The sequence below is a fragment of the Tabrizicola sp. genome (genome assembly GCF_034366665.1).
Taxonomy (GTDB): domain Bacteria; phylum Pseudomonadota; class Alphaproteobacteria; order Rhodobacterales; family Rhodobacteraceae; genus Tabrizicola.
Genome location: NZ_JAXMMF010000069.1, coordinates 15648 through 41255 on the forward strand (window position 1 = coordinate 15648; position 25608 = coordinate 41255).

Annotated in this window: 23 protein-coding genes, 1 tRNA gene and 1 riboswitch; of the genes, 12 read left to right on the top strand and 12 right to left on the bottom strand. The window is 66.0% G+C overall.

All coding sequences use genetic code 11. The annotated features are described in order from the left end of the window. Positions 1-38: 38 nt before the first annotated feature. The 11 genes from U1E69_RS09520 to U1E69_RS09570 all read left to right on the top strand — a co-directional run bounded on the left by U1E69_RS09520 (position 39) and on the right by U1E69_RS09570 (position 9503). Complete coding sequence (locus U1E69_RS09520) at positions 39-1355, top strand: sugar ABC transporter substrate-binding protein (RefSeq protein WP_322244146.1); 1317 nt, start codon at positions 39-41, stop codon at positions 1353-1355. 64 nt (positions 1356-1419) lie between these two features. Continuing rightward, complete coding sequence (locus tag U1E69_RS09525; protein ID WP_322244147.1) at positions 1420-2331, top strand: sugar ABC transporter permease; 912 nt, start codon at positions 1420-1422, stop codon at positions 2329-2331. Continuing rightward, positions 2328-3197 carry a carbohydrate ABC transporter permease gene (locus U1E69_RS09530; protein WP_322244148.1) on the top strand — a complete coding sequence of 290 codons (870 nt, stop codon included), beginning with the start codon at positions 2328-2330 and terminating at the stop codon, positions 3195-3197. The genes U1E69_RS09525 and U1E69_RS09530 overlap by 4 nt, the downstream gene beginning before the upstream one ends. Before the next feature lie 3 nt (positions 3198-3200). After that, the gene (locus tag U1E69_RS09535; RefSeq protein WP_322244149.1) at positions 3201-4295 is read left to right on the top strand and encodes a sn-glycerol-3-phosphate ABC transporter ATP-binding protein UgpC; all 1095 of its coding nucleotides are present in this window, start codon (positions 3201-3203) and stop codon (positions 4293-4295) included. Next, positions 4296-5408, top strand: a complete 1113-nt coding sequence (locus tag U1E69_RS09540) for a mandelate racemase/muconate lactonizing enzyme family protein (RefSeq protein WP_322244150.1) — start codon at positions 4296-4298, stop codon at positions 5406-5408. Positions 5409-5412: 4 nt separating this feature from the next. Beyond that, positions 5413-5742 (top strand): L-rhamnose mutarotase, encoded by a 330-nt coding sequence (locus tag U1E69_RS09545; RefSeq protein WP_322244151.1) that lies wholly within the window; start codon positions 5413-5415, stop codon positions 5740-5742. After that, entirely contained in the window at positions 5735-6382 is a 648-nt protein-coding gene (locus U1E69_RS09550; protein WP_322244152.1) for a hypothetical protein, read from the top strand. Before U1E69_RS09545 ends, U1E69_RS09550 begins: the two co-directional genes overlap by 8 nt. Then, complete coding sequence (locus U1E69_RS09555) at positions 6382-6678, top strand: UxaA family hydrolase (protein WP_322244153.1); 297 nt, start codon at positions 6382-6384, stop codon at positions 6676-6678. Before U1E69_RS09550 ends, U1E69_RS09555 begins: the two co-directional genes overlap by 1 nt. Next, positions 6678-7862: a UxaA family hydrolase gene (locus U1E69_RS09560; RefSeq protein ID WP_322244154.1), complete on the top strand. Its 1185-nt coding sequence runs from the start codon at positions 6678-6680 to the stop codon at positions 7860-7862. The genes U1E69_RS09555 and U1E69_RS09560 overlap by 1 nt, the downstream gene beginning before the upstream one ends. Before the next feature lie 34 nt (positions 7863-7896). Further along, a complete protein-coding gene (locus tag U1E69_RS09565) occupies positions 7897-8634 on the top strand; it encodes an SDR family oxidoreductase (protein ID WP_322244155.1) in 738 nt (245 codons plus the stop codon). A gap of 32 nt (positions 8635-8666) precedes the next feature. Continuing rightward, positions 8667-9503, top strand: a complete 837-nt coding sequence (locus U1E69_RS09570) for an amidohydrolase (RefSeq protein WP_322244157.1) — start codon at positions 8667-8669, stop codon at positions 9501-9503. A 58-nt stretch (positions 9504-9561) separates the two neighbouring features. On the opposite strand, the gene U1E69_RS09575 is transcribed toward U1E69_RS09570, so the two are convergent. From U1E69_RS09575 to U1E69_RS09595, 5 genes are all read right to left on the bottom strand, one after another. Beyond that, a tRNA-Ala gene (locus U1E69_RS09575) sits at positions 9562-9637 on the bottom strand. A gap of 50 nt (positions 9638-9687) precedes the next feature. Further along, positions 9688-10122, bottom strand: a complete 435-nt coding sequence (gene trxC / locus U1E69_RS09580; protein ID WP_322244158.1) for a thioredoxin TrxC — start codon at positions 10120-10122, stop codon at positions 9688-9690. A gap of 81 nt (positions 10123-10203) precedes the next feature. Next, a complete protein-coding gene (locus U1E69_RS09585) occupies positions 10204-10521 on the bottom strand; it encodes a DUF3775 domain-containing protein (protein ID WP_322244159.1) in 318 nt (105 codons plus the stop codon). A gap of 54 nt (positions 10522-10575) precedes the next feature. Then, complete coding sequence (locus U1E69_RS09590; RefSeq protein WP_322244160.1) at positions 10576-10899, bottom strand: AzlD domain-containing protein; 324 nt, start codon at positions 10897-10899, stop codon at positions 10576-10578. Then, on the bottom strand, positions 10896-11570 hold the full coding sequence (locus tag U1E69_RS09595) for an AzlC family ABC transporter permease (protein WP_322244161.1): 675 nt from the start codon (positions 11568-11570) through the stop codon (positions 10896-10898). The genes U1E69_RS09590 and U1E69_RS09595 overlap by 4 nt, the downstream gene beginning before the upstream one ends. Positions 11571-11697: 127 nt before the next feature. Here U1E69_RS09595 and U1E69_RS09600 point away from each other — a divergent pair, with 127 nt between their 5' ends. Then, positions 11698-12372: a hypothetical protein gene (locus U1E69_RS09600; RefSeq protein ID WP_322244162.1), complete on the top strand. Its 675-nt coding sequence runs from the start codon at positions 11698-11700 to the stop codon at positions 12370-12372. A gap of 83 nt (positions 12373-12455) precedes the next feature. Here the strand turns inward: U1E69_RS09600 and gcvP are convergent, their stop codons facing one another. From gcvP to U1E69_RS09635, 7 genes are all read right to left on the bottom strand, one after another. After that, positions 12456-15293 (bottom strand): aminomethyl-transferring glycine dehydrogenase, encoded by a 2838-nt coding sequence (gene gcvP / locus U1E69_RS09605; RefSeq protein WP_322244163.1) that lies wholly within the window; start codon positions 15291-15293, stop codon positions 12456-12458. A 95-nt stretch (positions 15294-15388) separates the two neighbouring features. Continuing rightward, positions 15389-15748: a glycine cleavage system protein GcvH gene (gene gcvH / locus U1E69_RS09610; protein ID WP_322244164.1), complete on the bottom strand. Its 360-nt coding sequence runs from the start codon at positions 15746-15748 to the stop codon at positions 15389-15391. A 10-nt stretch (positions 15749-15758) separates the two neighbouring features. Beyond that, entirely contained in the window at positions 15759-16880 is a 1122-nt protein-coding gene (gene gcvT, locus U1E69_RS09615) for a glycine cleavage system aminomethyltransferase GcvT (protein ID WP_322244165.1), read from the bottom strand. 171 nt (positions 16881-17051) lie between these two features. Beyond that, a riboswitch (glycine riboswitch) is annotated at positions 17052-17150 on the bottom strand. An 85-nt stretch (positions 17151-17235) separates the two neighbouring features. Continuing rightward, positions 17236-22071, bottom strand: coding sequence for a Hint domain-containing protein (locus U1E69_RS09620; protein WP_322244166.1), 4836 nt, complete (start codon positions 22069-22071; stop codon positions 17236-17238). Positions 22072-22154: 83 nt separating this feature from the next. Then, on the bottom strand, positions 22155-23567 hold the full coding sequence (locus U1E69_RS09625; RefSeq protein ID WP_322244167.1) for an MATE family efflux transporter: 1413 nt from the start codon (positions 23565-23567) through the stop codon (positions 22155-22157). A gap of 107 nt (positions 23568-23674) precedes the next feature. Beyond that, positions 23675-25000, bottom strand: coding sequence for a glutamate--tRNA ligase (gene gltX / locus U1E69_RS09630; protein ID WP_322244191.1), 1326 nt, complete (start codon positions 24998-25000; stop codon positions 23675-23677). A 156-nt stretch (positions 25001-25156) separates the two neighbouring features. Further along, on the bottom strand, positions 25157-25582 hold the full coding sequence (locus tag U1E69_RS09635) for a DUF1801 domain-containing protein (protein WP_322244168.1): 426 nt from the start codon (positions 25580-25582) through the stop codon (positions 25157-25159). Between the last annotated feature and the right edge of the window lie 26 nt (positions 25583-25608).

Sequence of the window (25608 nt, forward strand, 5' to 3'; positions counted from 1 at the left end):
AACGGGCGCGGATGCGCCCTCTTTGGGAGGAGAGACCAATGAAACTGACGGTCAAATTGGCACTGGGCACCGCCCTTGCCACCCTGGCCCTGCCCGCGCTGGCGCAGGACTACGGCAAGTTCGACGGCTATACGCTGCGGGTCAAGCTGATCGGCGGCGCGCAGTACGAGCCGCTTTATGCCGAGATCCCGAAGTGGGAAGCCGCGACGGGGGCCAAGGTCGAGATCGTGTCCTCGAAGAACCACTTCGAGCTGGACAAGGAGATCAAGCAGGACATCGCGGCGGGGACGCTGGACTGGTGCGTGGGGTCGAACCACACCTCTTTCGCCCCGCAATATGGCGAGATCTACACCGATCTGACCCCGCTGATCGCGCCCGAAGACCTTGCCGCCTTCGTGCCGCTGATGCTGCAGCACTCGACCGTCGACGGTCGCCTTGTGCAACTGCCGCGCCATTCGGACGTGTCGAACTTCTTCTACCAGAAGTCGCTTTACGAGGACGCCGAGAAGCAGGCCGCCTTCAAGGAGAAGTACGGCTATGACCTTGCCCCGCCGGAAACCTGGGCGCAGGTGAAAGATCAGGCGATGTTCTTCTCGAACCCGCCGGACTTCTACGGCTTCCAGTTCGTCGGCAAGGACGAGGCGATCACCGGCCGCTTCTACGAGATGCTGGTCGCCAATGGCGGCGCGATGTTCGACGAGAACTGGGTGCCCACGTTCAACTCGCCCGCCGGGATCGAGTCGCTGCAGTTCTTCGTCGATCTTTATGCCGCAAAGGCCGTGCCTGCGGGCGTTCCGAACTATACCTGGGATGACACCGGCCTTGGCTTCGGGTCTGGCTCCATCGCGATGAACCTGGATTGGGGCGGCTGGTCGTCGTACTTCAATGATCCGGCCAACTCCAAGGTTGCGGGGAACGTCGGTCTGATCCGCGCGCCGAAGGGGTCGGGCGGCAAACGGACCGGCTGGTCGGGCAGCCACAGCTTCTCGATCACGGAAGGCTGTGACAACAAGGAGGCCGCCGCCTCGTTCCTGACCTTCCTGACCAGCTACGACAACCAGATGGTCGAAGCCCGCAAGGGCCTGCTGCCGACCCGCACCCAGGTCTGGGTCGACGCCATCGCCGAGTTCGAAGCCGCTGGAAACACCTTCTCGGCCGAGACGATGAAGACCTTCCAGGCGTCAATGGCCGAAGACGCCTTCACCCCGCCGCTGATCCCGGAGTGGATCGAGGTGTCGAACGTCCTCTGGCCCAAGCTGCAGGCCGCGATGGTGGGCGACATGACCGCCGCCGACGCGCTGAACGCGGCACAGGCCGATGCGGCGCAGATCATGAAGGACGCCGGCTACAACTAAGCGACCCTGGCGCGGAAGGCTGCTTGCCCTTCCGCGCCACCCTTATTCCCGAAGGCTTTCCCAGATGATCCGTGCCCTGACCACGCGACGCGGCGAAATGGCGCCGTTCCTGCTGCTGTTTCCCGCGATTGCGACCATGCTGTTCGTGGTCGCCCTGCCGCTGGTCTTTTCGCTGTGGACCTCGCTGACGCCCTACAAGCTGACCAAACCCAGCACACTTTACGACTTCATCGGCCTGACGAATTACATCCGCATCTTCGGAGACTGGGACTTCTGGGCGGCCTTCCTGCGCACCATCCTGTTCCTGACCGTGGCCATCAACCTGGAGTTTGTGCTGGGCCTGGGCATCGCGCTTCTGATCAACAGGATCACCTGGGGCCAGCGCGGCCTTCGCACCATCATGATGTTCCCGATGATGTTCTCGCCGATCCTGGTCGGCTTTCAGTTCAAGTTCCTGTTCAACGACCATATCGGCGTGGTGAACAACGCCCTGCAATCGCTGGGTGTGACCGATCAGGCGATCCCCTGGCTGGTGGATGCGCAGCTGGCGATGTTCTCGATCACGCTGGCCGAAGTCTGGATGAGCACATCGGTCTTTGCGATCCTGCTCTTGGCCGGCCTTTTCGCCATGCCGCGCGATCCCTTGGAGGCGGCAAAGGTCGATGGCTGCAACAGCTGGCAGGTCTTTCGCCACATCACCCTGCCCTTCCTGATGCCCTTTGCCTATATCGCCATGGCGATCCGGTCGCTGGACATCGCCCGCGCCTATGATCTGGTTGCCGTGATGACCGACGGCGGCCCTGCCGGGCGGACCGAGCTTTTGTGGACCCTGGTCGCCCGGACCGGCTATGACGAGGCGAAGATGGGTGAGGCCAATGCGATGGCCTATGTCTCGACCGTCCTGTCAGTCCTGTTCACCTGGTATTTCTATCGCAAGCTGGTTGCGGCGCGCCGCTACATGGGAGGCGTCGAATGACCGTGTCCGTCGAAAGCCGTGCCTCGAAACAGGCCAAGAAGGTGGCGCTATGGCTGGCAACCTTCGTTCTGATGCTGGTGATGTGCCTGCCGGGGCTTTGGGTCGTGCTGTCGGCCTTCCGGCCCAACCGCGAGATCCTGGCAAAGCCGCCGGTCTGGATTCCCGAAGAGCTGACGCTGGACAACTTTGGCAAGATCTTCGGCTTTGGCGCCGAACAGGTCGGCATCCCGGTCGTCAGCTACTTCACCAACTCGCTGGTGATCGCCCTGACCTCGACCGTGATCGCGCTGATCATCGGGGTCGCGGGGGGCTATTCCTTCGCCCGCTACCGGTTCCGCTTCAAGGGCGGGATCTTCCTTGGCCTGATGCTGTTTCGCGCCGTGCCGGGGATCGCCCTGTCGCTGCCGGTCTTCATGATGTGGAGCAAGCTGGGCCTGATCGACACCAAGCTGGGGCTGATCATCGTCTACGTGTCCCTGAACGTGCCCTTCACCATCTGGCTGATCGACGGCTTTTTCCGCCAGATCCCGACGGCCCTGTCCGAGGCGGCGCAGGTCGATGGCTGCACCCGCTGGCAGGCCTTCTGGAAGATCGAATTTCCCTTGGCCAAATCCGGCATCGCGGCGGCGGGGGTGTTCGCGTTTCTCACCTCGTGGAACGAGTTTGCGCTGGCCAGCCAGTTGACGCGGTCCACCGACAGCAAGACCCTGCCGGTCGGCCTTCTGGACTTTACCGCGCAGTTCACCATCGACTGGGCCGGCATGTGCGCGATGGCGGTGATCATCATCATCCCCGCGCTGATCCTGACCTTCATCGTGCAGAAACACCTGATTGCCGGACTGACCTTCGGCGGCGTGAAAGGATAAGACATGGCAGACATCACGCTGGAAAAGGTGGTCAAGAAATACGGTGCCGTGGGCGTCGTCCACGGCATCGACCTTGCGATTGCGCATCAGGAGTTCGTCGTGCTGGTCGGCCCCTCGGGCTGCGGGAAGTCCACCACCCTGCGCATGATCGCGGGGCTTGAGGATATCACCGGCGGGCTGGTCAGGATCGGCGGCCAGGTGGTCAACGACCTGCCGCCAAGGAAGCGCAACATCAGCATGGTGTTCCAGAACTACGCGCTTTACCCGCACATGAACGTGCGCGACAATCTGGGCTTCGGGTTGAAGATCGCGGGGCAATCCCCGGACGAGATTGCCCGGCGAGTCGCCGAGGCCGCCGATATTCTGGGCCTTGCCCCGCTGCTGGACCGAACGCCTGCCGAACTTTCGGGCGGCCAGCGTCAGCGGGTGGCGATGGGCCGCGCCATCGTGCGCAACCCGGATGCGTTCCTGTTCGATGAACCCCTGTCGAACCTGGACGCCAAGCTGCGTGGCCAGATGCGGGCCGAGATCAAGAAGCTGCACCAGAAGGTCAAGACTACGGTGGTCTATGTGACTCATGACCAGGTCGAGGCGATGACCCTCGCCGACCGGATCGTGGTGATGAAGGACGGCCATATCGAACAGGTCGGCACCCCGATGGAGGTGTTCAACCACCCCGTCACCACCTTCGTCGCCACCTTCATCGGCAGCCCGCCGATGAACCTTTTGCCCGGCACCATCGAGGGCGCGACCGTGCGCCTGGCCGACGGCACCGGCGTTCCCGTTCCCGACCGCCTCAAGGACTACGTGCGCGACGGCATGGCGGTGCAACTGGGCATCCGGCCCGACGACATCTCTCCCGTGGGTCACGGCCTTTCTCAGGATGGACCGGGCGCCGAGGTGGCGCTGAAGGTCGATCTGGCCGAACCCCTGGGGATGGAAAGCCTGATCTACACCCGGCTGGCGGGGCAGGAGGTGCAGGCCAAGCTTTACGGTCCCCGCATCGTCGCCCCGGGCGAGGTGCTGACCTTCCGGCTGGCGCTGGACCGCGCGCATCTGTTCGATGCCGCGACCGGCAAATCGGTGAGGGTGGCCTGAATGGCACGGATCACCCATGTCGAAATCCGGATGGTCGACCTGGTGCCGATGGTCAGGCGCACCGATGCGATCCAGTCGTTCGTCAGTCAGGAAACCCCGCTCGTCACGATCACCGATGCCGATGGGGCGGTGGGGACCGGCTACAGCTATACCATCGGCACGGGCGGCCCGGCGGTCATCAGCCTGCTGCGCGAAACCCTGGTGCCGCGCCTCATCGGGCGCGAAGCCGAAGAGATCGAGGCGATCTGGCGCGACCTTCTCTTCGCCACCCATGCCACCGCCGTGGGCGCGATCACCTCGCTGGCCTTGGCCGCCATCGACACCGCCTTGTGGGACCTGCGTTGCAAGCGCGCGGGCCTGCCCTTGTGGCGTCTGGCGGGTGGCGCGAAACCGGCGATCCCGCTCTATTCCACCGAAGGCGGCTGGTTGCATATCGAACCGCAGGCTTTGGTCGAGGATGCGATCCGGGTGAAGGAGCAAGGCTTTGCCGGGTCCAAGGTCAAGGTCGGCAAGCCCCATCTCGCGCAGGACCGTGCGCGCCTGTCAGCTGTCCGCGCGGCGGTGGGCGACGATTTCCGCCTGATGGTCGACGCCAATCAGGCGTTCCATTTCCACGAGGCGATGCTCCGCGCCCAGATGCTGGCCGAGGTCGGGATCACCTGGTTCGAGGAACCGATGCCCGCAGACGACCTGGCGGGACACGTGCGCCTTGCGGCGCAAAGCCGGGTGCCGATTGCGGTGGGCGAAAGCCTCTATTCCCCCGGCCAGTTCGCCGATTACGTGCGCGCGGGGGCCTGCAGCATCGTGCAGGTCGATGTGGCGCGCGTGGGCGGCATCACGCCCTGGCTCAAGGTTGCGCATATGGCCGAGGCGATGAACATCGCCGTCTGCCCGCATTTCCTGATGGAGCTGCACGTCAGCCTGGTCTGCGCCATCCCGAATTCATGGATGCTGGAATACATCCCGCAGCTTGATCCGATCACCCGGTCCCGCCTGGATATCCGGGGCGGACTGGCCCACCCGCCCGAGGTGGCGGGCCTGGGGATCGACTGGGATCATCAAGCGATCAGGGAACAGACAATCGCAGGCAGCCACAGCGACCACAGGGGGTAAGGGAATGCAGCGGATGGGAATGGTCATCGGTCTGAAGGCCGACAAGGTCGAGGTCTACAAGCGCCTGCATGCCGCCGTCTGGCCGGAGATTCTGGCCAAGATCAGCGACTGCAACATCAAGAACTATTCGATCTATCTGCGACAGCCCGAGAATCTGATGTTCTCGTATTTCGAATACCACGGCACCGATTTCGCCGCCGACATGGCGAAAATGGCCGCCGATCCCCGGACGCAGGAATGGTGGGCGGTCTGCATGCCCTGCCAGGACCCGCTGTCCACCCGCAAGGAGGGGGAGTGGTGGGCCCCGATGGACGAGGTTTTCCACCATGACTGACCCTCTGGCCGCGCTGCAGGGCTGCTACACCTCGGTCGTGCATGACGTGCTGCGTGCGATGGGGCGGCGGAACTTCACCCTGCCGCAACGGCTGCGGCCGCTGAACCCCGAAGGCGTGCTGACTGGCCCGGCCTTCACCATCGAAGGCCGGATGGACGAAACGGCAGATGCCCACCAGACGCTGCTGGCCTGGACCGGGCTTCTGTCCAAGGCACCGGCAGGCCATATCTGGACCAGCCAGCCGCACAACCACATCGTCGCGCAGATGGGCGAGTTGTCAGCCGAGACCCTGCACCGCAAGGGCGTGCTGGGCTGCGTGACCGATGGGGGTCTGCGCGACACCACCTTCATCCTGCGGCTGGGGTTCCCCTGCTGGGGCGTCTTTCACACCCCGCGCGACGTGGTGGGCTGCTGGCTGCCCACGGCGACCGATGTGCCGATCCTGATCGACGACGTGCTGATCCGCCCCGGTGACTGGCTGCACGGCGACCGGGACGGGATGGTCTGCATCCCGGCCGAGATCCTGGATGAGGTTGCAGGGCAGGCGGTTGCGGCAATGGCCACCGAAAGCCTGGTCCGCCGCGCCATCCTTGCCGGGATGGACCCGCAGGATGCCTACCTCAAACACGGGAAGTTCTGATGCTGACCGATCCCAGACTGATGCTTCTGTCGCCCGGGGACAGCGTCTATGTCCTGCGCGACCAGATCGCCGCGGGCGAGGCGGTGCTGGTGGGCGGCGTGGCCGTCACCTTCGGCCAGGCGCTGGGTCTGGGCCACAAGATCGCCCGCCTGGCCGTGGCCCAGGGTGACAAGGTGATCAAGTACGGCGCACCGATCGGACGCGCCAGCCGGGCGATTGCCCCCGGCGACCATGTGCATCTGCACAATCTCGTCTCTGACTATACCCCAACCTATGCCCTGAATGGAGGCACCTGATGCGTGGCTGGCTGCGGTCCGACGGTCGCAAGGGCATCCGCAACGTCGTGGCGGTGGCCTACCTTGTGGAATGTGCCCATCACGTCGCCCGCGAGGTGGCGGCGGTGGACCGCGAAAATGTCCATGTCATCGGCTTTCCCGGCTGCTTTCCGAACCCCTATGCGCAAAGAATGATGGAGCGGCTTTGCACCCACCCGAACGTGGGCGCGGTGCTTCTGGTCAGCCTGGGCTGCGAAAGCTTCAACCGCCATCAGGTCGAGGCGGTTGTCAGGGCCACGGGTCGGCCGGTGAAGGTGCTGGTCATCCAGAACTCGGGCGGCACAAGGTCCAGCATCGCGGCAGGTCGGGCCTGGGTGGCCGAACAGGTCGCCGCGCTGGCCGCGGCTCCGACCGTGCCGATGGATGTTTCCGAGCTGATCGTCGGCACGGTCTGCGGCGGATCGGACGGCACCTCGGGCATCACCGGCAATCCGGCGGCTGGCATCGCCTTTGACAAGCTGGTGGCCGCCGGGGCCGCCTGCATCTTCGAGGAAACCGGCGAGCTGATCGGCTGCGAGGCGATCATGGAATCCCGCGCCGCCACCCCTGCCCTTGCCGCCGAACTTCGCGCCTCGGTGGAAAAGGCCGCGCGCTATTATGCCACCCTGGGCTACGGCAGCTTTGCCAGCGGCAACGCCGACGGCGGCCTGACCACCATCGAGGAAAAGTCGCTGGGCGCCTACATGAAGTCCGGCCAGTCGGTGATCTCGGGCCTGATCAAGCCGGGCGACATCCCCCCAAAGGGCGGGCTTTACCTGATGGATGTCGTCCCCGATGGCGAGGTGCGGTTCGGCTTTCCGAACATTTCGGACAATGCCGAGATCGTCGAGATGATGGCCTCGGGCGCGCATTGCACCCTGTTCGTCACGGGGCGCGGGTCGGTGGTCGGCTCGGCGCTGGCCCCGGTCATCAAGATCGCCGCCAACCCGCACATGTACGCGCGTCTGTCCGAAGACATGGACGTGAACGCCGGGCGGGTGCTGGACGGGGCCGCCACGCTGGAAGAGGTGGGGCAAGAGATCTTCGATCTGGTTGTCGGCCTTGCCTCGGGCCAGCGCAGCAAGTCCGAAGAGCTTGGCCATCAGGAATTCATCCTGACCTACAAAAGCTTTGAACCCATCGGCCCGGCCTGTCTGCCGGTCTGACATCACGACGATCCACCGGGAAGGCAAGACCAGCATGGGACGACTGACAGGCAAGACCGCGCTTCTGACCGCAGCGGGCCAAGGCATCGGGCGGGCCTCGGCCCTGGCGATGGCGCGCGAGGGGGCGACGGTCATCGCGACCGATGTGAACGAGGCCGCCCTGGCAGAGCTGGCGGCAGCGGGGCTGCAGACCCGGCGGCTTGATGTGCGCGACCCAGCCTCCATCGCAGCGGCGGTGGCGGCGGCGGGACCTGTCGATGTGCTGTTCAACTGCGCGGGCTTTGTCGCGGCGGGCAGCATCCTTGACTGTGACGAGGACCAGTGGGCCTCCAGCCTGGATCTCAACATGACAGCCATGTACCGCATGTGCCGGTCATTCCTGCCGGGCATGCTGGCGCAGGGCGCTGGCTCGATCATCAACATGGCCTCGGTCGCGGGGTCGGTCATCGCCGCCCCCAACCGCTTTGTCTATGGCGCGACCAAGGCCGGGGTGATCGGGATGACCAAGGCCATCGCCGCCGATTTCGTCACCAAGGGCATCCGGTGCAACGCGATCTGCCCCGGCACCGTGGAAAGCCCCTCGCTGGAGCAGCGTCTGCGCGACACCGGCGATTATGACGCGGCCCGCGCCGCCTTCATCGCCCGCCAGCCCATTGGCCGCATTGGCAAGCCCGAAGAGATCGCGGCGCTTGTGGTCTATCTGGCCAGCGATGAAAGCGCCTACACCACCGGCGTCGCGCATGTGATCGACGGCGGCTGGTCCAACACCTGACCACCCGGGCAAGCATGCACAGGAGAACGGACATGGATTTCATCGACACCCATCTGCATCTGATCGCCCGCGACAAGCTGGGTTACGGCTGGACCGCAGGCATACCGGCGCTGGCAACCGGAGATTTCAGTTATGCGGACTACCTGGCCCTGACGGCTGGCCGCGGAGTGGTCGGCGCGGTCTTCGTGGAGACCGGGGTCGATGACGCCGACTATCAGGCCGAGGCGCGTCTGGTGGCCGGGATGGTCGGTCAGGGTGGGCTTCTGGGTCAGATCGCCTCGTGCCGCCCAGAGGACGACGACGGCTTCGACGCCTGGCTGGACGAATGCGAAGGCCTGCATGTCCACGGCTTTCGCCGCATCCTGCATGTGATGCCGGATGCGCTTTCGCAGACCCCGACCTTCCGCCGCAATCTGGCCCGGATCGGTGCGCGCGGCCGGGCCTTCGACGTCTGCGTTCTGGCCCGCCAGTTGCCGATTGCGCTTGATCTGGCAAAGGCCTGCCCGAACCAGCCGCTTGTCCTTGATCACTGCGGAGTCCCGGACATCGCGGGTCAGGCCTTTGACGATTGGGCCAAGGGCATCACTGCCCTTGCCGCCCTGCCCCATGTCCACGTCAAGCTGTCTGGGATCAGCGCCTACTGCGCCCCCGGTACCGCGACGCGGGCCACGCTGCAGCCTTGGGTCGATCACATCCTTAACACCTTCGGTCCGGCCCGGATGCTTTGGGGCGGAGACTGGCCGGTCGTCAACCTGGGGGTCGGCCTGCCGGACTGGATCGCCCTGACGCGCGAGCTTCTTCAAGGCCTGTCGCAGTCCGAACAGGACCAGATCGGCCACGACACCGCTCGACGCGTCTACCGCCTGTGACGGACAACCGAACCTGGGCGGATAAAACGCCAGCTGGAAGATCGGTGTTCAAGAAGTCTGGTGGAGCAGAGGGGGATCGAACCCCTGACCTTATCATTGCGAACGATACGCTCTCCCAACTGAGCTACTGCCCCATCCGCGACGCCGTATTCAGCGCAAATCCGGGGCAGAGTCAAGCCGGGCGCTAAGGTGCCGGGCGGGCGTGCTGGCGGACGAAGGCCACGATGTCGGCAGCAGGGCGCGCGCCGGCCAGGCGGGCAGTCTCGCGGCCGTTTCGGTAAAGGATCAGTGCCGGGATCCCGCGGATGCCTGCGCGGGCCGAGATCTGCGGATGGTCCTCGGTGTTCAGCTTCATCAGCCGCGCCTCGGTCGCCAGGGTCTTCGCGGCTTTGGCAAATTCGGGGGCCATCATCCGGCAGGGGCCGCACCAGGGCGCCCAGTAGTCGACCAGGACCGGCATTCCGTCGCCGCGGGTCACCTTGTCATGGGCGGCCGCGTCCAGTTCGGCGACCGTCCCATCGACCAGCACAGCGCCGCAAACCCCGCATTTCGGCGCGTCTCCCAGCCGGGCGGCTGGCACCCGGTTCGCCTGGCCACAGGTGGCGCAGGTCAGTTTCATGGCTTCGGTTACGGGCATGGCCAACCTCACATCTAGCAAGCCATGAAGATGTGTAGCGCGGTTCCATCCCGCAAGATCGGCTTACAGAAAATCCTCTTCCTCGCCACTGACATCGACGCCCAGAGCCTCCAACCCGGCCTCCAGGTTTTCGGCCAGGTGCGGCATCCCCATCAGGTAGGTGGCAGTGGGAGTGGTCGCTTCGGACGTTGCTGTGGCCACCGCCTCGGCGAAATCCTCGGGCTCGAAGGCACCACGGCCGACCCAGGCGACTGCGGTCAGCTGAGACTTCTCGTCGTCGTTCAGGGCGTCGATGAAGGCGTGCAGTTCGGCATCCCCCGCCCCGGCCTCGCGGGCCAGGTAGATGACATGCACCACCTTCTGCGGGCTGATCTCAAGCATGGCGGCCTCCCCTTTTTTGCCATCGTCGCGCAAGGTCGCGCGGGGCGCAAGCACTCAGCCAAGCAACCAGACCGTCACGCCATGCGCGATGGCTCCGGCAAGCGTCGCCAGGACGACGGACCGACGGGCGACCCAGGTCGCGAGGACCGCAGCCGTGCCAGTCAGGACCGGGGCCAGGCGCGCCAGATCGGGGGTGAGGGCCGGCAGGATCGAGGCAACGAACAGCGTGGCAATGGCCGCCGGTCCGGTCGAGGACAGGAACCGGCCCAGCCAGCCCCCCACCGCCATCCGGTCCATCCGCGCCAGGATCGGCAAGGCGCGAAACGCCCAGTTTGCAGCCCCGGCCATCAGGGCGACGGTCAGCAGCTCCCAGTTCATCGGCGGGTCAATCCGGTGACTGCCCCCGCCAGCATCCCCAGAAGGATGCCGCTGGTCGCGCTTAGTGCCAGCGTGCCCGCGACGGTCACCAGCCCCGCCACCGCGATCACCGGCAGCTGCGGGCGGCTGAGGATCGACAACAGCAGCGCCAGGAACAGGGCCGGCAGCATGAAGCCAAGGCCGGCGTTCAGCGCGGGCCAGCCCTCCAGCGCGCCGCCGCCCGCAAAGGCTCCGACCAGGGTGCCGGACACCCAGCTGGCATAGGCCCCCAGCCCCAGGCCGAACATGTAGGGTTCCGAAAACCGCTGTCCGCGCGCCAAAGCCCCCAGCGCCTGGCCAAAGACCTCGTCCGTCAGGCCCCAGGCATGCCGCCGTCCCGCCTGCTCCCCGGCCTCGCGCATCAGGGCCGGGCCGTAAAGCACATGGCGCAGGTTCATCGCGATCAGGGTGAAGGCGGCGACCAGCACCGGCGCGCCTGACGACAGCAACGCCAGCGCCAGGAACTGCGAGGCCCCGGCATAGATGACCAGCGACAGGACAAAAGCGTCGATTTCGGAGAAACCAGCGCGGGTTGCAGCCACCCCGAACGAGAAGGCGATAGGGAAATAGCCCAGGATGATCGGCAGGCTGGCGATCAGGCCGTCAAGAAAGGGCGGGCGGGTCCGGGTCATCGAAGTCCGAGGGCTATCGCGACGACCGGACGCGGTCAATGGCCCGGGACTGTTGCGGAAACCCTGACTTGCACGACGGCGCCTGGCTCTGCATTCTCGCCGCCAGAAACCTGCTCAGGATCTTTCCATGCGTCCCTTTGCCCTAGCTTCTGCCCTTGCGCTGATCACCGCCTTGCCCGCCCTGGCCCAGGACATCCCGGGATCGGAATTCGAAGCCGGAAACTGGGCCGGTGCAGCCGTTGCGGATGATCGGGGCGGGTTTTCGCACTGCTACACCTCGGTCGGATATGTGAACGGTCAGACGCTCTGGGTCGGGCTTTACCCCAACGACACGGTATCGATCCTGCTGTCGCAGCCCGAGGTGCGCTTTCAGCCCGGCCAGAAGTTCGAGCTTTGGGTGATGATGGAAACCGGCCTGCCCGCCATCGGCAACGGCGAGGCCTGGGACGAAGCCTTTGCTGGCATCACCTACAACGGCATCCAGCCGACGCTGGATTTCCTGAATTCCGGCCGCTATCTGCGGATGCTGGGGATGGGGATCGACGACGGGTTTGATGTGGACGGGATCGGCCCTGCGCTGAGCCTTGCCCAGGAGTGCCTTGCCGGGCAGGGCGGCGCGGGGGGGGGCGGCGCGGGGGGGGCGGGTGGCAAGGTGCTCGAGTCGGCCCCAGGCGGCGCAAAGGCCCCGCCGAAGGTGCCGGACCTGTCCAAGCCGAAGACCAGCGGCGTCGGTGCGGGCGGCGGGCTTGGCACCCGGCCCGGCGGGGCACTGGGAACGCCTGCGCCAAAGCCCCAGCCCTGAAACCTTGGCCCCCGGGTTGTCCCAGGGGCCAAATTTCTTAAGGAAGAAATTTGTCAAAATCCTTGCTCAAGGATTTTGGCGCATCACTCTGCCGCCTCGGCATAGCTTTCCACCGGCGGGCAAGTGCAGATCAGGTTCCGGTCGCCAAAGACGTTGTCGACACGGCCGACCGGCGGCCAGTACTTGTCGACCCGGAACGACCCCGGCGGGAAGCACCCCGTCTCGCGGGAGTATTTCCGGTCCCAGTCGCCGACCAACGCCGCCACCGTGTGCGGGGCGTGGCGAAGGGGGCTTTCCTCGGCTGAGATCTCGCCCTTCTCGACCGCGCGGATCTCCTCGCGGATCGACAGAAGGGCCGTGATGAAGCGGTCGATCTCGGCCTTGGTCTCGGACTCGGTCGGCTCCACCATCAGCGTGCCCGCCACCGGCCAAGACATCGTCGGCGCGTGGAAACCGTTGTCGATCAGGCGCTTGGCGATGTCGTCCACCGTCACGCCCGCCTCGGCGAAGGGGCGGGTGTCCAGGATGCACTCATGCGCGACCCGGCCCTTGTTGCCCATGAAGAGGATCGGGTAAGCCCCGGCAAGCCGCGCCGCGATGTAGTTGGCGTTCAGGATCGCCACCCGCGTCGCTTGCGTCAGGCCCGGCCCGCCCATCATCAGGCAATAGGCCCAGCTGATGAGGAGGATGCTCGCCGACCCGTAAGGCGCCGCTGACACGGCCCCGTCGCCCCCCGTCTCGGGATGTCCTGGCAGGTGCGGCGCGAGATGCGCCTTCACGCCAATCGGCCCCATGCCCGGGCCACCGCCGCCATGCGGAATAGCGAAGGTCTTGTGCAGGTTAAGGTGGCTGACGTCGCCGCCGATCTCGCCCGGTTTCACCAGTCCGACCAGCGCATTCATGTTCGCGCCGTCGATATAGACCTGCCCGCCGTGGTCATGGGTGATCTGGCAGATCGCCTTCACGGTTTCCTCAAACACGCCATGCGTGGAAGGGTAGGTGATCATGCAGGCCGCGAGCTTGTCCCCCGCTGCCACGGCCTTTGCCCGGAAGTCCTCGACATCCACGTCCCCGTTGGCCGAGGCCTTCACGACGACCACCTCCATCCCCGCCATCTGCGCCGACGCCGGGTTGGTGCCATGCGCCGAGGTCGGGATCAGACAGACCGTCCGCTGGGTATCCCCCCGCGCCCGGTGATAGGCGAGGATGGTCAAGAGCCCCGCGTACTCGCCTTGCGCGCCACTGTTCGGCTGCATCGACATCGCGTCATAGCCGGTGATCTCGCACAGCTTCTGGGACAGGTCGCTGATCGCCTCATGGTAGCCCAGGGCCTGGTCGCGCGGCGCGAAGGGGTGCAGCGAGCCGAACTCGGGCCAGGTGATCGGCATCATCTCGGCTGCCGCGTTCAGCTTCATCGTGCAGGACCCCAGCGGGATCATCGCCCGGTCCAGCGCCAGGTCGCGGTCACTGAGGCGCCGCATGTAGCGCATCATCTCGGATTCCGCCCGGTTCATGTGGAAGACCGGGTGGGTCAGATAGTCCGTGGTCCGCAGCATCTCCTCCGGGAAGCCCAGGGTCGCGCGGTGCGGGGGCACCCCGTCGATGCCAAAGGCCTTGAGGACCTTGATCAGCACGCGTTCGTCGGTGGTCTCGTCCAGGCTGATCCCGACGCGGTCATGGCCGATCTTGCGGAAATTCAGCCCCTCATTGCGGGCGGCGGCCAGGATACCGGCCTGCCCCACACCAACCTCGACCGTGATCGTGTCGAAGAACGCCTTCGGAGCCACTTTCGCCCCCGCCGCCTTCAACGCGCGCGCCAGCCGCTGGGTCAGGAAATGCACCCGTTCGGCAATGGCCCGCAGGCCCTTCGGACCGTGGAAGACCGCGTACATTGACGCCATGACCGCCAGCAACGCCTGCGCGGTGCAGACGTTCGACGTGGCCTTCTCGCGCCGGATATGCTGCTCGCGGGTCTGCAAGGACAGCCGATAGGCCTTGCCGCCCTGAGCATCAATCGACACCCCCACGATCCGCCCCGGCATCTGCCGCTTGTGGGCATCCTTCACCGCCATGAAGGCCGCATGCGGGCCGCCGTAGCCCATCGGGACGCCGAACCGCTGCGCGCTGCCCACGGCGATATCCGCCCCCATCGCGCCCGGTTCCTTCAAGACGCACAAAGCCAGCAGGTCCGTCGCCATGATCGCGATGGCCCCCGCCGCATGCAGCGTGGCGATGCGGACCGTGAAGTCCACCACGTGCCCGTAGCTGGAGGGATACTGGAAGATCGCGCCGAAGACCTTCGTCGGGTCCAGGTTGCGGACATCATCCTCGATGATCTCGATCCCCAGGGGCAGGCCCCGGGTACGGATCACGGCGATGGTCTGGGGGTGACAGAAGCGGTCGACGAAAAAGGCCTTCGCCTTCGACTTCGCCACGCGTTCGGCCATCGTCATCGCCTCGGCCGCCGCCGTCGCCTCGTCCAGAAGCGAGGCGTTCGCCACGTCCAAACCAGTCAGATCGCAGACCATCGTCTGGAAGTTCAGCAGCGCTTCAAGCCGTCCCTGCGCAATCTCGGGCTGGTAGGGGGTATAGGCGGTATACCAGGCCGGGTTCTCCAGGATGTTCCGCTGGATCGCCGGAGGCGTGACCGTGCCGTAATAGCCCTGCCCGATCAGGCTGGTCATCACCCGGTTCTTGGCACCAACCTCTTTCATCTTTGCCAGAAGCTCATGCTCGGCCAAAGGCGCCCACGGCAACGGCTGGGACTGACGGATCGACGGCGGGACGGTCTGGTCGATCAGCTCGTCCAGGGTGCGCACGCCGACGGCGGCCAGCATCTCCTGCATCTCGACGGGAGAGGGGCCGATGTGGCGGCGGTTGGCAAAATCGTAGGGGTTATAGTCGGTGGGCGTGAAGGTCATGGCATGCATCCGGGCCTCGTTCCGACCCGCTCCCATTCATCTGTCCAGAAATATCCCGGGGGTCCGGGGGCTGGCCCCCGGCTCCGCAGGTCGGTTCAGCCGATCAGCTCTTGATACTCGTCCTCGTCCATCAGCTCGTCGAGAACGCTCTGGTCATCCAGCTTCATCTTGAAGAACCATGCGGCCCCTGTCGGGTCCTCGTTCACCAGCCCCGGGTTGTCGACCAGTTTCGTGTTCACCGCGACGATCTCGCCATCGACCGGAGCCAGGATGTCGCTCGCCGCCTTGACGCTTTCGATCACGCAGACTTCGTCGCCCTCGGCCACGACCGTCTCGGTCTCGGGCAGTTCCACGAAGACGACGTCGCCCAGCTGAGTCGCGGCATGTTCGGTGATGCCGACGACCACGAGGTCACCCTCGACGCGCAGCCATTCATGTTCCTTGGTGTACTTCATCTTCGGGTCCTCAGCGCTTGTAGGTTGTCGGTTGGAAAGGCATCTCGGTCACAGTCACAGGCAGGCGCTTGCCGCGCACCTCGCCCATGAGTTGTGTGCCGACCATAGCATGGGCGCGGGCCACGTAACCCATCGCAATCGGGGCATTGACGGAAGGTCCGAACCCGCCGGACGTCACTTTTCCGACAGGCGTGCCATCCACGGCGAAAAGCTCCACGCCTTCGCGCATCGGGGCGCGGCCCTCGGGGCGCAGACCGACGCGGAGCCGCTCCGGCCCGTCGGCCAATTCCTTCAGGATTCTCGCGGCACCGGGGAAGCCGCCTTCACGCGCCCCACCGGCACGGCGGGCCTTCTGGATCGCCCAGGTCAGGTTGGCCTCGACCGGGCTGGTGGTCGTGTCGATGTCATGGCCGTAAAGGCAAAGCCCTGCCTCCAGCCGCAGCGAGTCCCTTGCGCCGAGCCCGATGGGCGCAACGCCGGCCTGTGCCAGCAGGGTCCGCGCAAAGCTTTCGGCCTGTGCGTCGGGAACGGAAATCTCGAACCCGTCCTCACCCGTGTAGCCGGACCGCGAGACCCAGATGTCGCCCATCACCCGATGATCCATGAACCGCATCGCCGCGACGCCGGGCAGCACCGCCTCCAAAGCCGCCTCGGCCCCCGGACCCTGCAGCGCCAGAAGCGCGCGGTCGGTCACCGGCTGCACCTTGACCCCCGGCATCCCGGCCGTCATGTGGGCGATATCCGCCGCCTTGCAAGCCGCGTTCACCACCACATAAAGGTGATCCCCCCGGTTGGTGAACATCAGGTCATCCAGGATTCCGCCCTGGTCGTTGGTGAACAACCCATAGCGCTGCCGCCCTTCCGCCAGACCCAGCACATCGACCGGCATCAGCGCCTCGAAGGCCAGCTTCAGGTCGTCCATCGACCCCTTGGGCCGCAGGATCACCTGACCCATGTGAGAGACATCGAACAGGCCCGCCGCCGACCGCGTGTGCAGGTGTTCCTTCATCACGCCATCGGGGTATTGCACCGGCATCCGGTAGCCCGCGAAGGGCCCCATCTTCCCGCCCAGTTCGTCATGCAGCGCATCCAGCCCCAGCAGCGAAAGCTCCGGCTCTTCAAGGTCGGCCATTGCCGTCCCTCCCGTCGTCTGGCCGGAAAACATACCGGCACCGTCAGGCGGGCCAATCCCCACCCTGCGATGCCCCCTCTGTCCTTGCACGCCCCCGCCTGAACGGTTCGTTGCGCCTGAGATCGTTATCCCTTCGGCGTCCCGGCTTGCCCGGGAACTCTCCAGAGTCTGTCGTCAGAAACGGTCCTTGCGCCTGAGAGTTTACCGGGGCGGTTGCTCCTTCGGCACCGTCGGACCCGAAAGCCCGCCGGATTCTCCCGAACCTGACGCAGATTGCCTAGCGTAAAATCCCCCCGCCGGGCAAGAGGAATTCGGGATACGACGGTATGCCGCGGAATACGACGGCGGGAACCCGTCACGCCTGCATGAGCACCCTTGTCTCATAGCCCTTGAGGGTGATCCGCGCAGCCGGATAGGAGTCGGGGTCTTCCAGTTCGGGGAACAGGCGCAACAGTTCGTCGCGCTGCGGATCGGACATCCCGCCCAAGGCGCGCTCGCCGGGCTGGAAGCTTTCCGACCACATTCCGTGCGCCCGGACGATCTGGTGGCGGTCGAACATGAAATGGACATAAGTCACCCTCTGCAGGCGCTGGCAGATCCCGCGCTGGCCGACCATCTGGATCGCGGGAACCAGCACTTCCTCGGTGCCGAAGTACAACTCGCACTCTGCGCCGCCAAAAAGAACCCGGTGCTGCGGCGAGACACGGATCGCGCGCTCGGGCACGCCGGGACGTAGCGCACCGGCTTCAATCTCGACCGGTTGCAGGCCGGGATCGGCCAACAGGTCCGCCAGCCCCAACCGGCGCTGGCCCACCCAACGGACCGGCTGCGGGCCATCGTCCAGCGTCAGGACCAGATCGCCCGGTTTCAGACTTTCCACCGCGCGCGGGCCAAGGGGTGTGTCGATGAGCGTGCCCGTGGTGAAGCAGGGGACCACCTGTTCGATCTCGGAGAAGTTCATCGTGCCCACGGCCGCGCCGTTGGCGTCGTAGAAGGTCACCGTCCCGGATTCGCCGTTGGAACTGTCATAGGCGATATCCGTGCGTGCCCAGCCATAGCCGGACAGGTCCAGGACGTCGAAGTCGTCGCCGCCACCGCCACCATCGACAAACTCGCCCTGGGCAAAGTCGCCGTCGCGCAGGACAAAGGTGTCGCGGCCGTCTCCCCCGTAGGCCTTGTCTGCCCCGGTGCCGCCAGAGATCAGGTCGTCTCCGGCTTCGCCGAAGAGTTCGTCATCGCCTGCATCGCCATAGAGGGTATCGTTGTCGAAGCCGGTAAAGATCAGGTCGCGGCCATCGCCGCCATAGATCAGGTTGCGGCCGGTGAGCTGTGCCAGTTCCTCGTCGTCGATGAAGTCGTCACCGCCCCCGCCATAGACGGTGTCGTCTCCGGTGCCGAACAGCAGGCGGTCCTGACCTTCGCCACCAAGGATCGAATCCGCGCCCGCGCCGCCATAGACCGTGTCGTCCTCGGTCCCGGCATCGACCGTGTCGTCGCCGTCGCCGCCATAGATCGTGTCGGTGTTGCTGCCGCCGTCCAGCAGGTCATTGCCCAGGTCGCCTGACAGGTTGTCGGCCTCGGTCCCACCAAAGAGCTGGTCGTTGCCGATGCCGCCGACCAGGGTATCGCGGCCCGCGTCGCCATAAAGCCGGTCGTTGCCATCCTCGCCCAGAATGCTGTCGGCATCGGCGCCACCAAAGACCGTGTCCTCACCGCCCCCGGTCGAGATCGTGTCCAGCCCGTCGTCGCCGTAAAGAACATCGTCCCCGGCGCCGCCATTCAGGCTGTCGGCGTCCCGGCCGCCAAAGAGCGTGTCGTTGCCAGCGCCGCCGAACAGGGTGTCAAGCCCGTCCTCGCCAAAGAGCCGGTCGTCGCCGTCATCCCCGGAAAGGCTGTCGGCCTCGACCCCGCCGTAAAGCGTGTCCGCGCCAAGGCCGCCAGACAAGGTGTCCAGCCCGGCCTCGCCGTACAGAAGGTCGCCCCCGTCCTCGCCCGAAAGACTGTCGGCACCCGCCCCGCCGAACAGCGCATCGACACCGGTGCCGCCGAACACCGTGTCGGCCCCGTCACCCCCGTAGACCAGGTCATTGCCCGCGTCGCCATAAAGCCTGTCCGACCCGCCGTCACCAGAGAGCGTGTCGTTGTCGCTGCCCCCGTAGACCAGGTCGTTGTCGGCGCCGCCAAAGACGGTGTCGGCCCCAAGGCCCGCGTCCATCGTGTCGTTGCCGTCGTCGCCGTACAGAAGGTCCGCGCCATCCCCGTTGGTCGCGGTGATCTGGATGTCATCGACAATCGCCCCATTGGAATTGTTGTCGCCCACCTCGGTGAAACGCAGCGTGTAGGTCCCGGCCGATGGAAAGACGACGCCCAGCGTGTAGTTGGTCCAGGCGGTCGAGCCTGGCAGGATCGTCTGGCTGAAGATGACGGTGTTGGTGGCATCCAGAAGCTCGACCCGGAAGCCGTCGTTCCCGACCTGGCCCGTATCCCGCACCGCCCCGCGAAAAGTCAGGTCGGCCGAGGTCGACCCGCCGACGGTGAAGCTTTGCTGCACCACCGTGGTCTGGCCGGCATTGCCGTCCATTTCCGCCACGGTGTTGGACGTGCTGCCGGTGGCGAGATAGTTGGTCTCAGGGTTGATCTCGACGTCCGTGCCGGTCCAGCCCGCGCCGCCCTGGTTGATGCCGCCGTTGGTGATGAAGGTGGTGCCGGCCGGAACGGTGCCGCCCCCGGTGACCACGTCATCGCCGGTTCCGCCGTAGAGCGTGTCGCCGCCCTCTCCGCCCGACAGGGTGTCGTTGCCGACGTCGCCAGACAGGACGTCGCTGCCCGCATCGCCCGTCAGGCTGTCGGATTCGCTGCCGCCGAACAGCGTGTCATTCTCGGTTCCGCCCGACAGGGTGTCGTTGCCGGAGTCACCGTACAGGACGTCGGTCCCGGCATCGCCCGTGAGGGTGTCAGCCTCGCTGCCGCCAAAAAGCCGGTCGCTTCCCGCCCCGCCGGCCAGCGTGTCGTTCTGCGCATCCCCGTAAAGAAGATCGTCGTCCTCGTTGCCCGCAAGGCTGTCGGCCTCGTTGCCGCCGTAAAGCGTGTCGGCGCCAGTGCCGCCGAACAGGGTATCGCTGCCCGCATCGCCCACCAGACTGTCGGCCCCGGCATCGCCCGACAGTCTGTCGGCCTCGGACCCGCCGAAGAGCTGGTCATTGTCGGCGCCGCCCGACAGCGTGTCGTTCCCCTGGCCGCCGTAAAGCGAATCGCTGCCATCCTCGCCAAAGAGCTGGTCCGCGCCGTCATCGCCCGCCAGACTGTCCGCCCCGGTCCCGCCGTAGACGGTGTCGTCGCCGGTACCGGCCTGAACGTTGTCGTTGTCCGCCCCGGCAAAGATCTGGTCCCCGCCGCCGCCGCCGCGGATGATGTCCCTGCCGTCGCCGCCGACCAGCCAGTCCCACCCGCTGCCGCCGATGATCGTGTCGTCGCCGGCAAGCCCGTCGATCCCCTGTCCCGTCGCCGTGGCACTGGCATCGACGCTGTCGTTGTAAAGGGTGGTCCACATGCCCTCGATCTGGGAAAAGGTCCCGCTGCCGCCGCCGCCGAAGGTATAGGTACCGGCCTCGCTTCCGGTGAAGTTGACGGTGACCCCAACCCCGGCGGCGTCGCTCCAAAGCCCGAGGTAGTCAAAGTCGTTGCCACCCTCGCCGCCAAAGATGGTATCCGTCTGCTGGTTGTCGCTTACCCAGAACTGGTCGCCGTCATCGCCGCCGTACAGCGTGTCGGCCCCGAGCCCGCCCGAGATCGTGTCGTTGCCCGCATCGCCGTAGACCAGATCGTTGCCACCGCCCCCGATCAGGCTGTCGTTGCCGGTGCCGCCAAAGGCGATGTCGTTTCCGTCTTCGCCCGCGTGGCCACCGATCGAATCGTCGCCCGCGCCCCCGTAAAGCAGATCCCCGCCCCAGTTCCCCAAAAGCGTGTCATTGCCGTCTCCGCCATAAAGCCGGTCGCCGTCGGCAGTGCCGCCGTAAAGCACGTCATTGCCGCCGCCGCCGTAAAGGTCGCCTTGGGTATTCTGCGCGGTCAGCGTATCGCCAAAGGCCGAGCCGATGGCATGTTCCACCCCCGTCAGCGTGTCGCCCTGGGCATCTCCGCCCGACCCCTGGCCGGACTGGAGGTTGACGTTCACCCCCTGGGCCGAGCCGCTGTAGTCCGCGGTATCGCGTCCCGTGCCGCCGCTGAGCAGGTCGAAGCCCGCGCCCCCGACCAGCGTGTCATCACCGTCGTCGCCCAGAAGGGTGTCGTTTCCTGCCTCGCCGAACAGAAGATCGTTGCCTTCGTTGCCCGACAGGCTGTCGTTCTCGGTCCCGCCAAAAAGCGAATCGTCGCCGCTGCCGCCATAGAGACGGTCGTTGCCTGCCTCGCCGAACAGCCGGTCACTGCCCGCTTCGCCCAGCAGGCTGTCATTCTCGGTCCCGCCATAGATCGTGTCGGTGCCACCACCGCCCGAGACGGTGTCGCTGCCGCCCTGGCCGTAAAGCGTGTCGCTGCCGTCGACATGCCCGGCAGCCGTGGGCGGCGTGCCCACCAGCGTCGACGTGGACAGGTCCGTCGTGCCGAAGCCCGGCCCGGCGACGGTTGCGCCGAACGCCGTGTCCCCCTGGTTTTCCCAGTAGTAAAGCTCGATCGTATAGGTCTGCCCGGCCTGCAGGTTGACGGTGCCGGTGGCCGTGCTTGCCGGTTGTTCGCGGTCGTTGTCCAGGTTGAAGACGATATTGCCCGCGGAATCGCGGATGATGATCCGCGACCCGTCGTCCGAGGTCACCCCGAAGGTATAAGTGCCGGAAGTCGAGATGTTCAGAGTCGACTGGTAGATGACCCCGAAGTCGTCCTGGTTCGTGCCCTGCGCCGTTCCCGCCAGCGTGTTGCGCAAGGCGAGCACGTTGAAATCGTCGACATAGCCCGTGCCCTGCAGCGTGCCCGACGATATCGTTCCGGTCTGCCCAGCCGCGCTGCTGAAATCGCGGGTATAGACCGCATAGGTCCATTGCCCCGGCAGCGGCCCGTCCCCGGCGATGCGGTCGTCACCGCCGCCGGCATTGACCACATCGCTGCCACCCCCGGCCGTGAACGTGTCGTTCGTATCGCCGGCGTTGTAGGTGTTGTTGCCGGCCATGCCCGGCGCGGTGCTGCTGTTGTCGGCCAAGGGATTCTCCCGTATCGCGCAACACGGGAGTAACAGCTTGTGGTTGATGAGAACTTAACCAGAACGAAGTCCGTCACGCGGGATCAGGCCCGCCGCTCACCAGGGCTGGCCACGGGTTCGGTGTCCGGCGCGGGCTCCGGCACCGGGCGCCCGCGGGGCCCGGGCAAGTGAGGCGAGCGGATCGCCCGCAGCGCCAGCCAGGCCGCGGCGATGCCGAAGACCACGCCGCCCAGCGCCTGACCGATCAGCACGCCCTGCGCGCCCCAGTATTGCCCAAGCCACAGCGCCAGAGGGATCGTCCCCACCGTATGCCGGCCCCAGTTCACCACAGTGGACCAGAACGGCCGGCCGAGGTTGTTGCAGACCGCGTTGCCGACGAAGACCATGCCGTTGAAGAACCACAAAAGCGCCAGGGGGCCGCAGAACAGGAACACCAGCTCCCGCGTCAACCCCTCGGCCTTGAACGCATCGGCAATCGGTCCGCGCAACGCAAAGAGCAGGGCCGAGACGAGGACAATCACCAGCGCGGTGAAGATCAGCCCGTCCCAGAAGGTACGCCGGACCCTGTCCATGCGACCCGCGCCGAAGTTCTGCCCGATGATCGGCCCGATGGCCCCGGCCAGCGCGAAGATCACCCCGAAGGCCACCGGAGTCAGCCGCCCGGCAATCGCCATGCCCGCCACCGCCGCCTCACCATAGGCGCTGGTGGCCCGCGTCACGAAAGCCTGCCCGACGGGGGTCGCGACCTGTGTCAGGATTGCCGGAACCGCGATGGCCCAGATCGGAGCCATGTCCGCCATGACCTGACCAACGGTCGGCCGGTCGAACCCGCCGTACTTGGCCTTGATCGGCCGCAAGGCCATCCAGGCGATGACCACCCGCGCCGCGACAGAGGCTATTGCGGCCCCCGTCAGCTCCCACCCGAAGCCGAAGATCAGGATCGGGTCAAGGATTGCCGTCGCGACCGCGCCCCAGACTGTCGCCATCATCGCGGACCGCGCATCGCCGTGGCTTCGCAGCACCGCGCCGCCGATCATGCCGACCATCAACAAGGGCTGCGACGGGATCACGATCTGCAGGAAATGCACGGTCAGCGCCGCCGTCTCGCCCGTCGCGCCCAGAAGCCCGACCAGCGGCCATAGGAACGCCCAGACCACCGCTGCGAAGATCGAGCCTGCGACAAAGCTCAGCACCAGCCCCGTCGTCGCCTTCTCTCGCGCCAGCACCGGGTCGCGCATGCCCAAGGCCCGGGCCACCAGGGCCCCGACGGCGATCGACATCCCGATCCCGAAGCTGGTGGTGAAAAACAGGATCGCGCCCGCATAGCCGATGGCCGCCGCCAGCTCCTCGCGACCCAGCATGGCGATGTAGAACATGTTGATCAGGTCGACGACAAAGACCGCCATCAGCCCGACGGACGAGGTCAGCGCCATCACCGACACATGTCGGAACAGGTTGCCTTCGACAAATTTCGCCTGCGCGCCTGGTCCGGCCATTGCATCCCCTCGAACCGGCCCAGAGCTCTGGGGCGGCCAATTCATCTGTCAACAAATATCCTCTGGGGGTCCGGGGGGCGAAGCGCCCCCGGGGTCCACCAAAATGCTCAGACCGTCGGTACCTTGCGCAGAAGCGGCATCACGTCAGCCATCTCCGGCCCCGCATCGCGGCCTGTCAGTGCACGGCGCAGCGGGCGGAACAGGTCCTTGCCCTTGCGCCCCGTCGCGTCCTTGACCGTCGAAGTCCACTCGCCCCAGGTCGCCGTGGTCCAGGGCTTTGCGGGCAAAAGCGCGAAAGCCTGCCGCACGAAGTCGCGGTCGGCCTCGTCCACCACCGGCTCGGCGCCGTCACGGAAAAGGGTCCACCACTGGCCCAGATCGTCCAGGATCGTGATGTTGCCCTTGGCGACCGCCCAGAACGCCTCAGCTTCCGCCTCCGGCACGCCAAGACCGGCGATCCGGTCTTTCACCGCCGCAAACGGCAGCGCCTGCACATGATGCCGGGTCAGCGGGAACAGGTCTTCCGCGTCGAACTTCGTCGGTGCGGCCCCGAAGGACCCCACGTCAAACCCGGCAACCAGCTCATCCATCGAAGACACCAGCTCCACCGGCTTCGACGACCCCAGCCGCGCCATCAGGGACAGAAGCGCCATCGGCTCCACCCCCCGCGCCCGCAGATCGCGCAGGGACAACACGCCCAGACGCTTGGACAATTCCTCGCCCTGCGGCCCGGTCAGAAGGCTGTGGTGCGCAAAGGTCGGAGGGGTCCCACCCAGCGCCTTCATGATCTGGATCTGCGTGGCCGTGTTCGTCACATGGTCCGCCCCGCGCACGATGTGCGTGACCCCCATGTCCACGTCATCGACCGAGGACGCAAAGGTATACAGCACCTGCCCGTCCGCCTTGATCAGCACGGGGTCAGACACGGAGGCCGCATCTATGGAAATCGGCCCGATGATCCCGTCGGTCCACTCGATCCGCTCCTGATCCAGCTTGAAGCGCCAGTAGCCCTGCCGCCCCTCGGCGCGGTAGGCCTCCTTCTGCGCCTCGGTCAAAGCCAAGGCAGCCCGGTCGTAGACCGGGGGCTTGCCCATGTTCAGCTGCTTCTTGCGTTTCAGGTCCAACTCGACCGGCGTCTCGAAGCACTCATAGAACCGCCCCGCGGCCTTCAGCTGCTCTGCCGCCTCGGCATAGCGCGCCATGCGCTTGGACTGCTGCTCGACCCGGTCATAGCGGATGCCCAGCCAGTCAAGGTCCGCCTTCAGCCCGTCGATGTATTCCTGCTTCGACCGCTCCTGGTCCGTGTCGTCCAGCCGCAGGATGAAGGTCCCGCCGTTCTGGCGCGCGATCAGGTAGTTCATCAGCGCGGTGCGCAGGTTGCCCACATGGATCCAGCCGGTGGGCGAGGGGGCGAAGCGACAGGTCACGGTCATCGGGGCAGTGGGCATGAGAGGGCTCCTTCAAGCGCCCTTCCCTGTCACAAGCCCCCGCATTTGTCCAGTTTGCGGCGCAAGCACAGCAGTCCGTGGCGGGTGCGCGCTTCCGCCTCGTACCCCCTGGCACTCCAAGGACGACTTCGCGTTTCAGGATCACACCGGATGGATTTCCCAGCGCGCGCCAAGTTCCTCCAACCCGGCCTGGATCAACGCGCGCAGGACACCCTCGTCCACCGCCGCCAACCGCTTGAGATAAAGACAGCCCGTCCCGGCCCGATGCGGCCCAAGCCGCGCCATCAGTGCCTCGGCCTTTGCGCCCCCGATCAGCCCGTAAAGCGACAGCTCTGCCTTCCGGGGCGAGAACCCGACCGCCAGGCTTTCCCCGCCATGCCCGCTCTCATAACGATAGACATAGCGCCCGAACCCCACCATCGACGGCCCCCACAGGCGCGGCTCCCAGCCCGTCACCCCGGCGAAAAGCGCAAGCACCTGCGCGGCTTCGGCCCGTCGCCCAGGCTTAACGCCCTTCAGCCAGACCTCGCGGTCCAGGGGGGCGCTCTTGGTCTTCGGTTCGGCCATCCCGACCTCGCTTTTCCCGCACCCTA

Bases quoted from the DNA above. Each gene is read 5' to 3' on its own strand.
- U1E69_RS09570 (WP_322244157.1), top strand. From the start codon at position 8,667: ATGGATTTCATCGACACCCATCTGCATCTGATCGCCCGCGACAAGCTG.
- U1E69_RS09540 (WP_322244150.1), top strand. From the start codon at position 4,296: ATGGCACGGATCACCCATGTCGAAATCCGGATGGTCGACCTGGTGCCG.
- U1E69_RS09525 (WP_322244147.1), top strand. From the start codon at position 1,420: ATGATCCGTGCCCTGACCACGCGACGCGGCGAAATGGCGCCGTTCCTG.
- U1E69_RS09550 (WP_322244152.1), top strand. From the start codon at position 5,735: ATGACTGACCCTCTGGCCGCGCTGCAGGGCTGCTACACCTCGGTCGTG.
- gltX (WP_322244191.1), bottom strand. From the start codon at position 25,000: ATGACCGTGACCTGTCGCTTCGCCCCCTCGCCCACCGGCTGGATCCAT.
- U1E69_RS09625 (WP_322244167.1), bottom strand. From the start codon at position 23,567: ATGGCCGGACCAGGCGCGCAGGCGAAATTTGTCGAAGGCAACCTGTTC.
- U1E69_RS09535 (WP_322244149.1), top strand. From the start codon at position 3,201: ATGGCAGACATCACGCTGGAAAAGGTGGTCAAGAAATACGGTGCCGTG.
- U1E69_RS09595 (WP_322244161.1), bottom strand. From the start codon at position 11,570: ATGACCCGGACCCGCCCGCCCTTTCTTGACGGCCTGATCGCCAGCCTG.
- U1E69_RS09555 (WP_322244153.1), top strand. From the start codon at position 6,382: ATGCTGACCGATCCCAGACTGATGCTTCTGTCGCCCGGGGACAGCGTC.
- U1E69_RS09520 (WP_322244146.1), top strand. From the start codon at position 39: ATGAAACTGACGGTCAAATTGGCACTGGGCACCGCCCTTGCCACCCTG.
- U1E69_RS09545 (WP_322244151.1), top strand. From the start codon at position 5,413: ATGCAGCGGATGGGAATGGTCATCGGTCTGAAGGCCGACAAGGTCGAG.
- trxC (WP_322244158.1), bottom strand. From the start codon at position 10,122: ATGAAACTGACCTGCGCCACCTGTGGCCAGGCGAACCGGGTGCCAGCC.
- U1E69_RS09635 (WP_322244168.1), bottom strand. From the start codon at position 25,582: ATGGCCGAACCGAAGACCAAGAGCGCCCCCCTGGACCGCGAGGTCTGG.
- U1E69_RS09600 (WP_322244162.1), top strand. From the start codon at position 11,698: ATGCGTCCCTTTGCCCTAGCTTCTGCCCTTGCGCTGATCACCGCCTTG.
- gcvH (WP_322244164.1), bottom strand. From the start codon at position 15,748: ATGAAGTACACCAAGGAACATGAATGGCTGCGCGTCGAGGGTGACCTC.
- U1E69_RS09565 (WP_322244155.1), top strand. From the start codon at position 7,897: ATGGGACGACTGACAGGCAAGACCGCGCTTCTGACCGCAGCGGGCCAA.
- gcvT (WP_322244165.1), bottom strand. From the start codon at position 16,880: ATGGCCGACCTTGAAGAGCCGGAGCTTTCGCTGCTGGGGCTGGATGCG.
- U1E69_RS09560 (WP_322244154.1), top strand. From the start codon at position 6,678: ATGCGTGGCTGGCTGCGGTCCGACGGTCGCAAGGGCATCCGCAACGTC.
- U1E69_RS09590 (WP_322244160.1), bottom strand. From the start codon at position 10,899: ATGAACTGGGAGCTGCTGACCGTCGCCCTGATGGCCGGGGCTGCAAAC.
- U1E69_RS09585 (WP_322244159.1), bottom strand. From the start codon at position 10,521: ATGCTTGAGATCAGCCCGCAGAAGGTGGTGCATGTCATCTACCTGGCC.
- gcvP (WP_322244163.1), bottom strand. From the start codon at position 15,293: ATGACCTTCACGCCCACCGACTATAACCCCTACGATTTTGCCAACCGC.
- U1E69_RS09530 (WP_322244148.1), top strand. From the start codon at position 2,328: ATGACCGTGTCCGTCGAAAGCCGTGCCTCGAAACAGGCCAAGAAGGTG.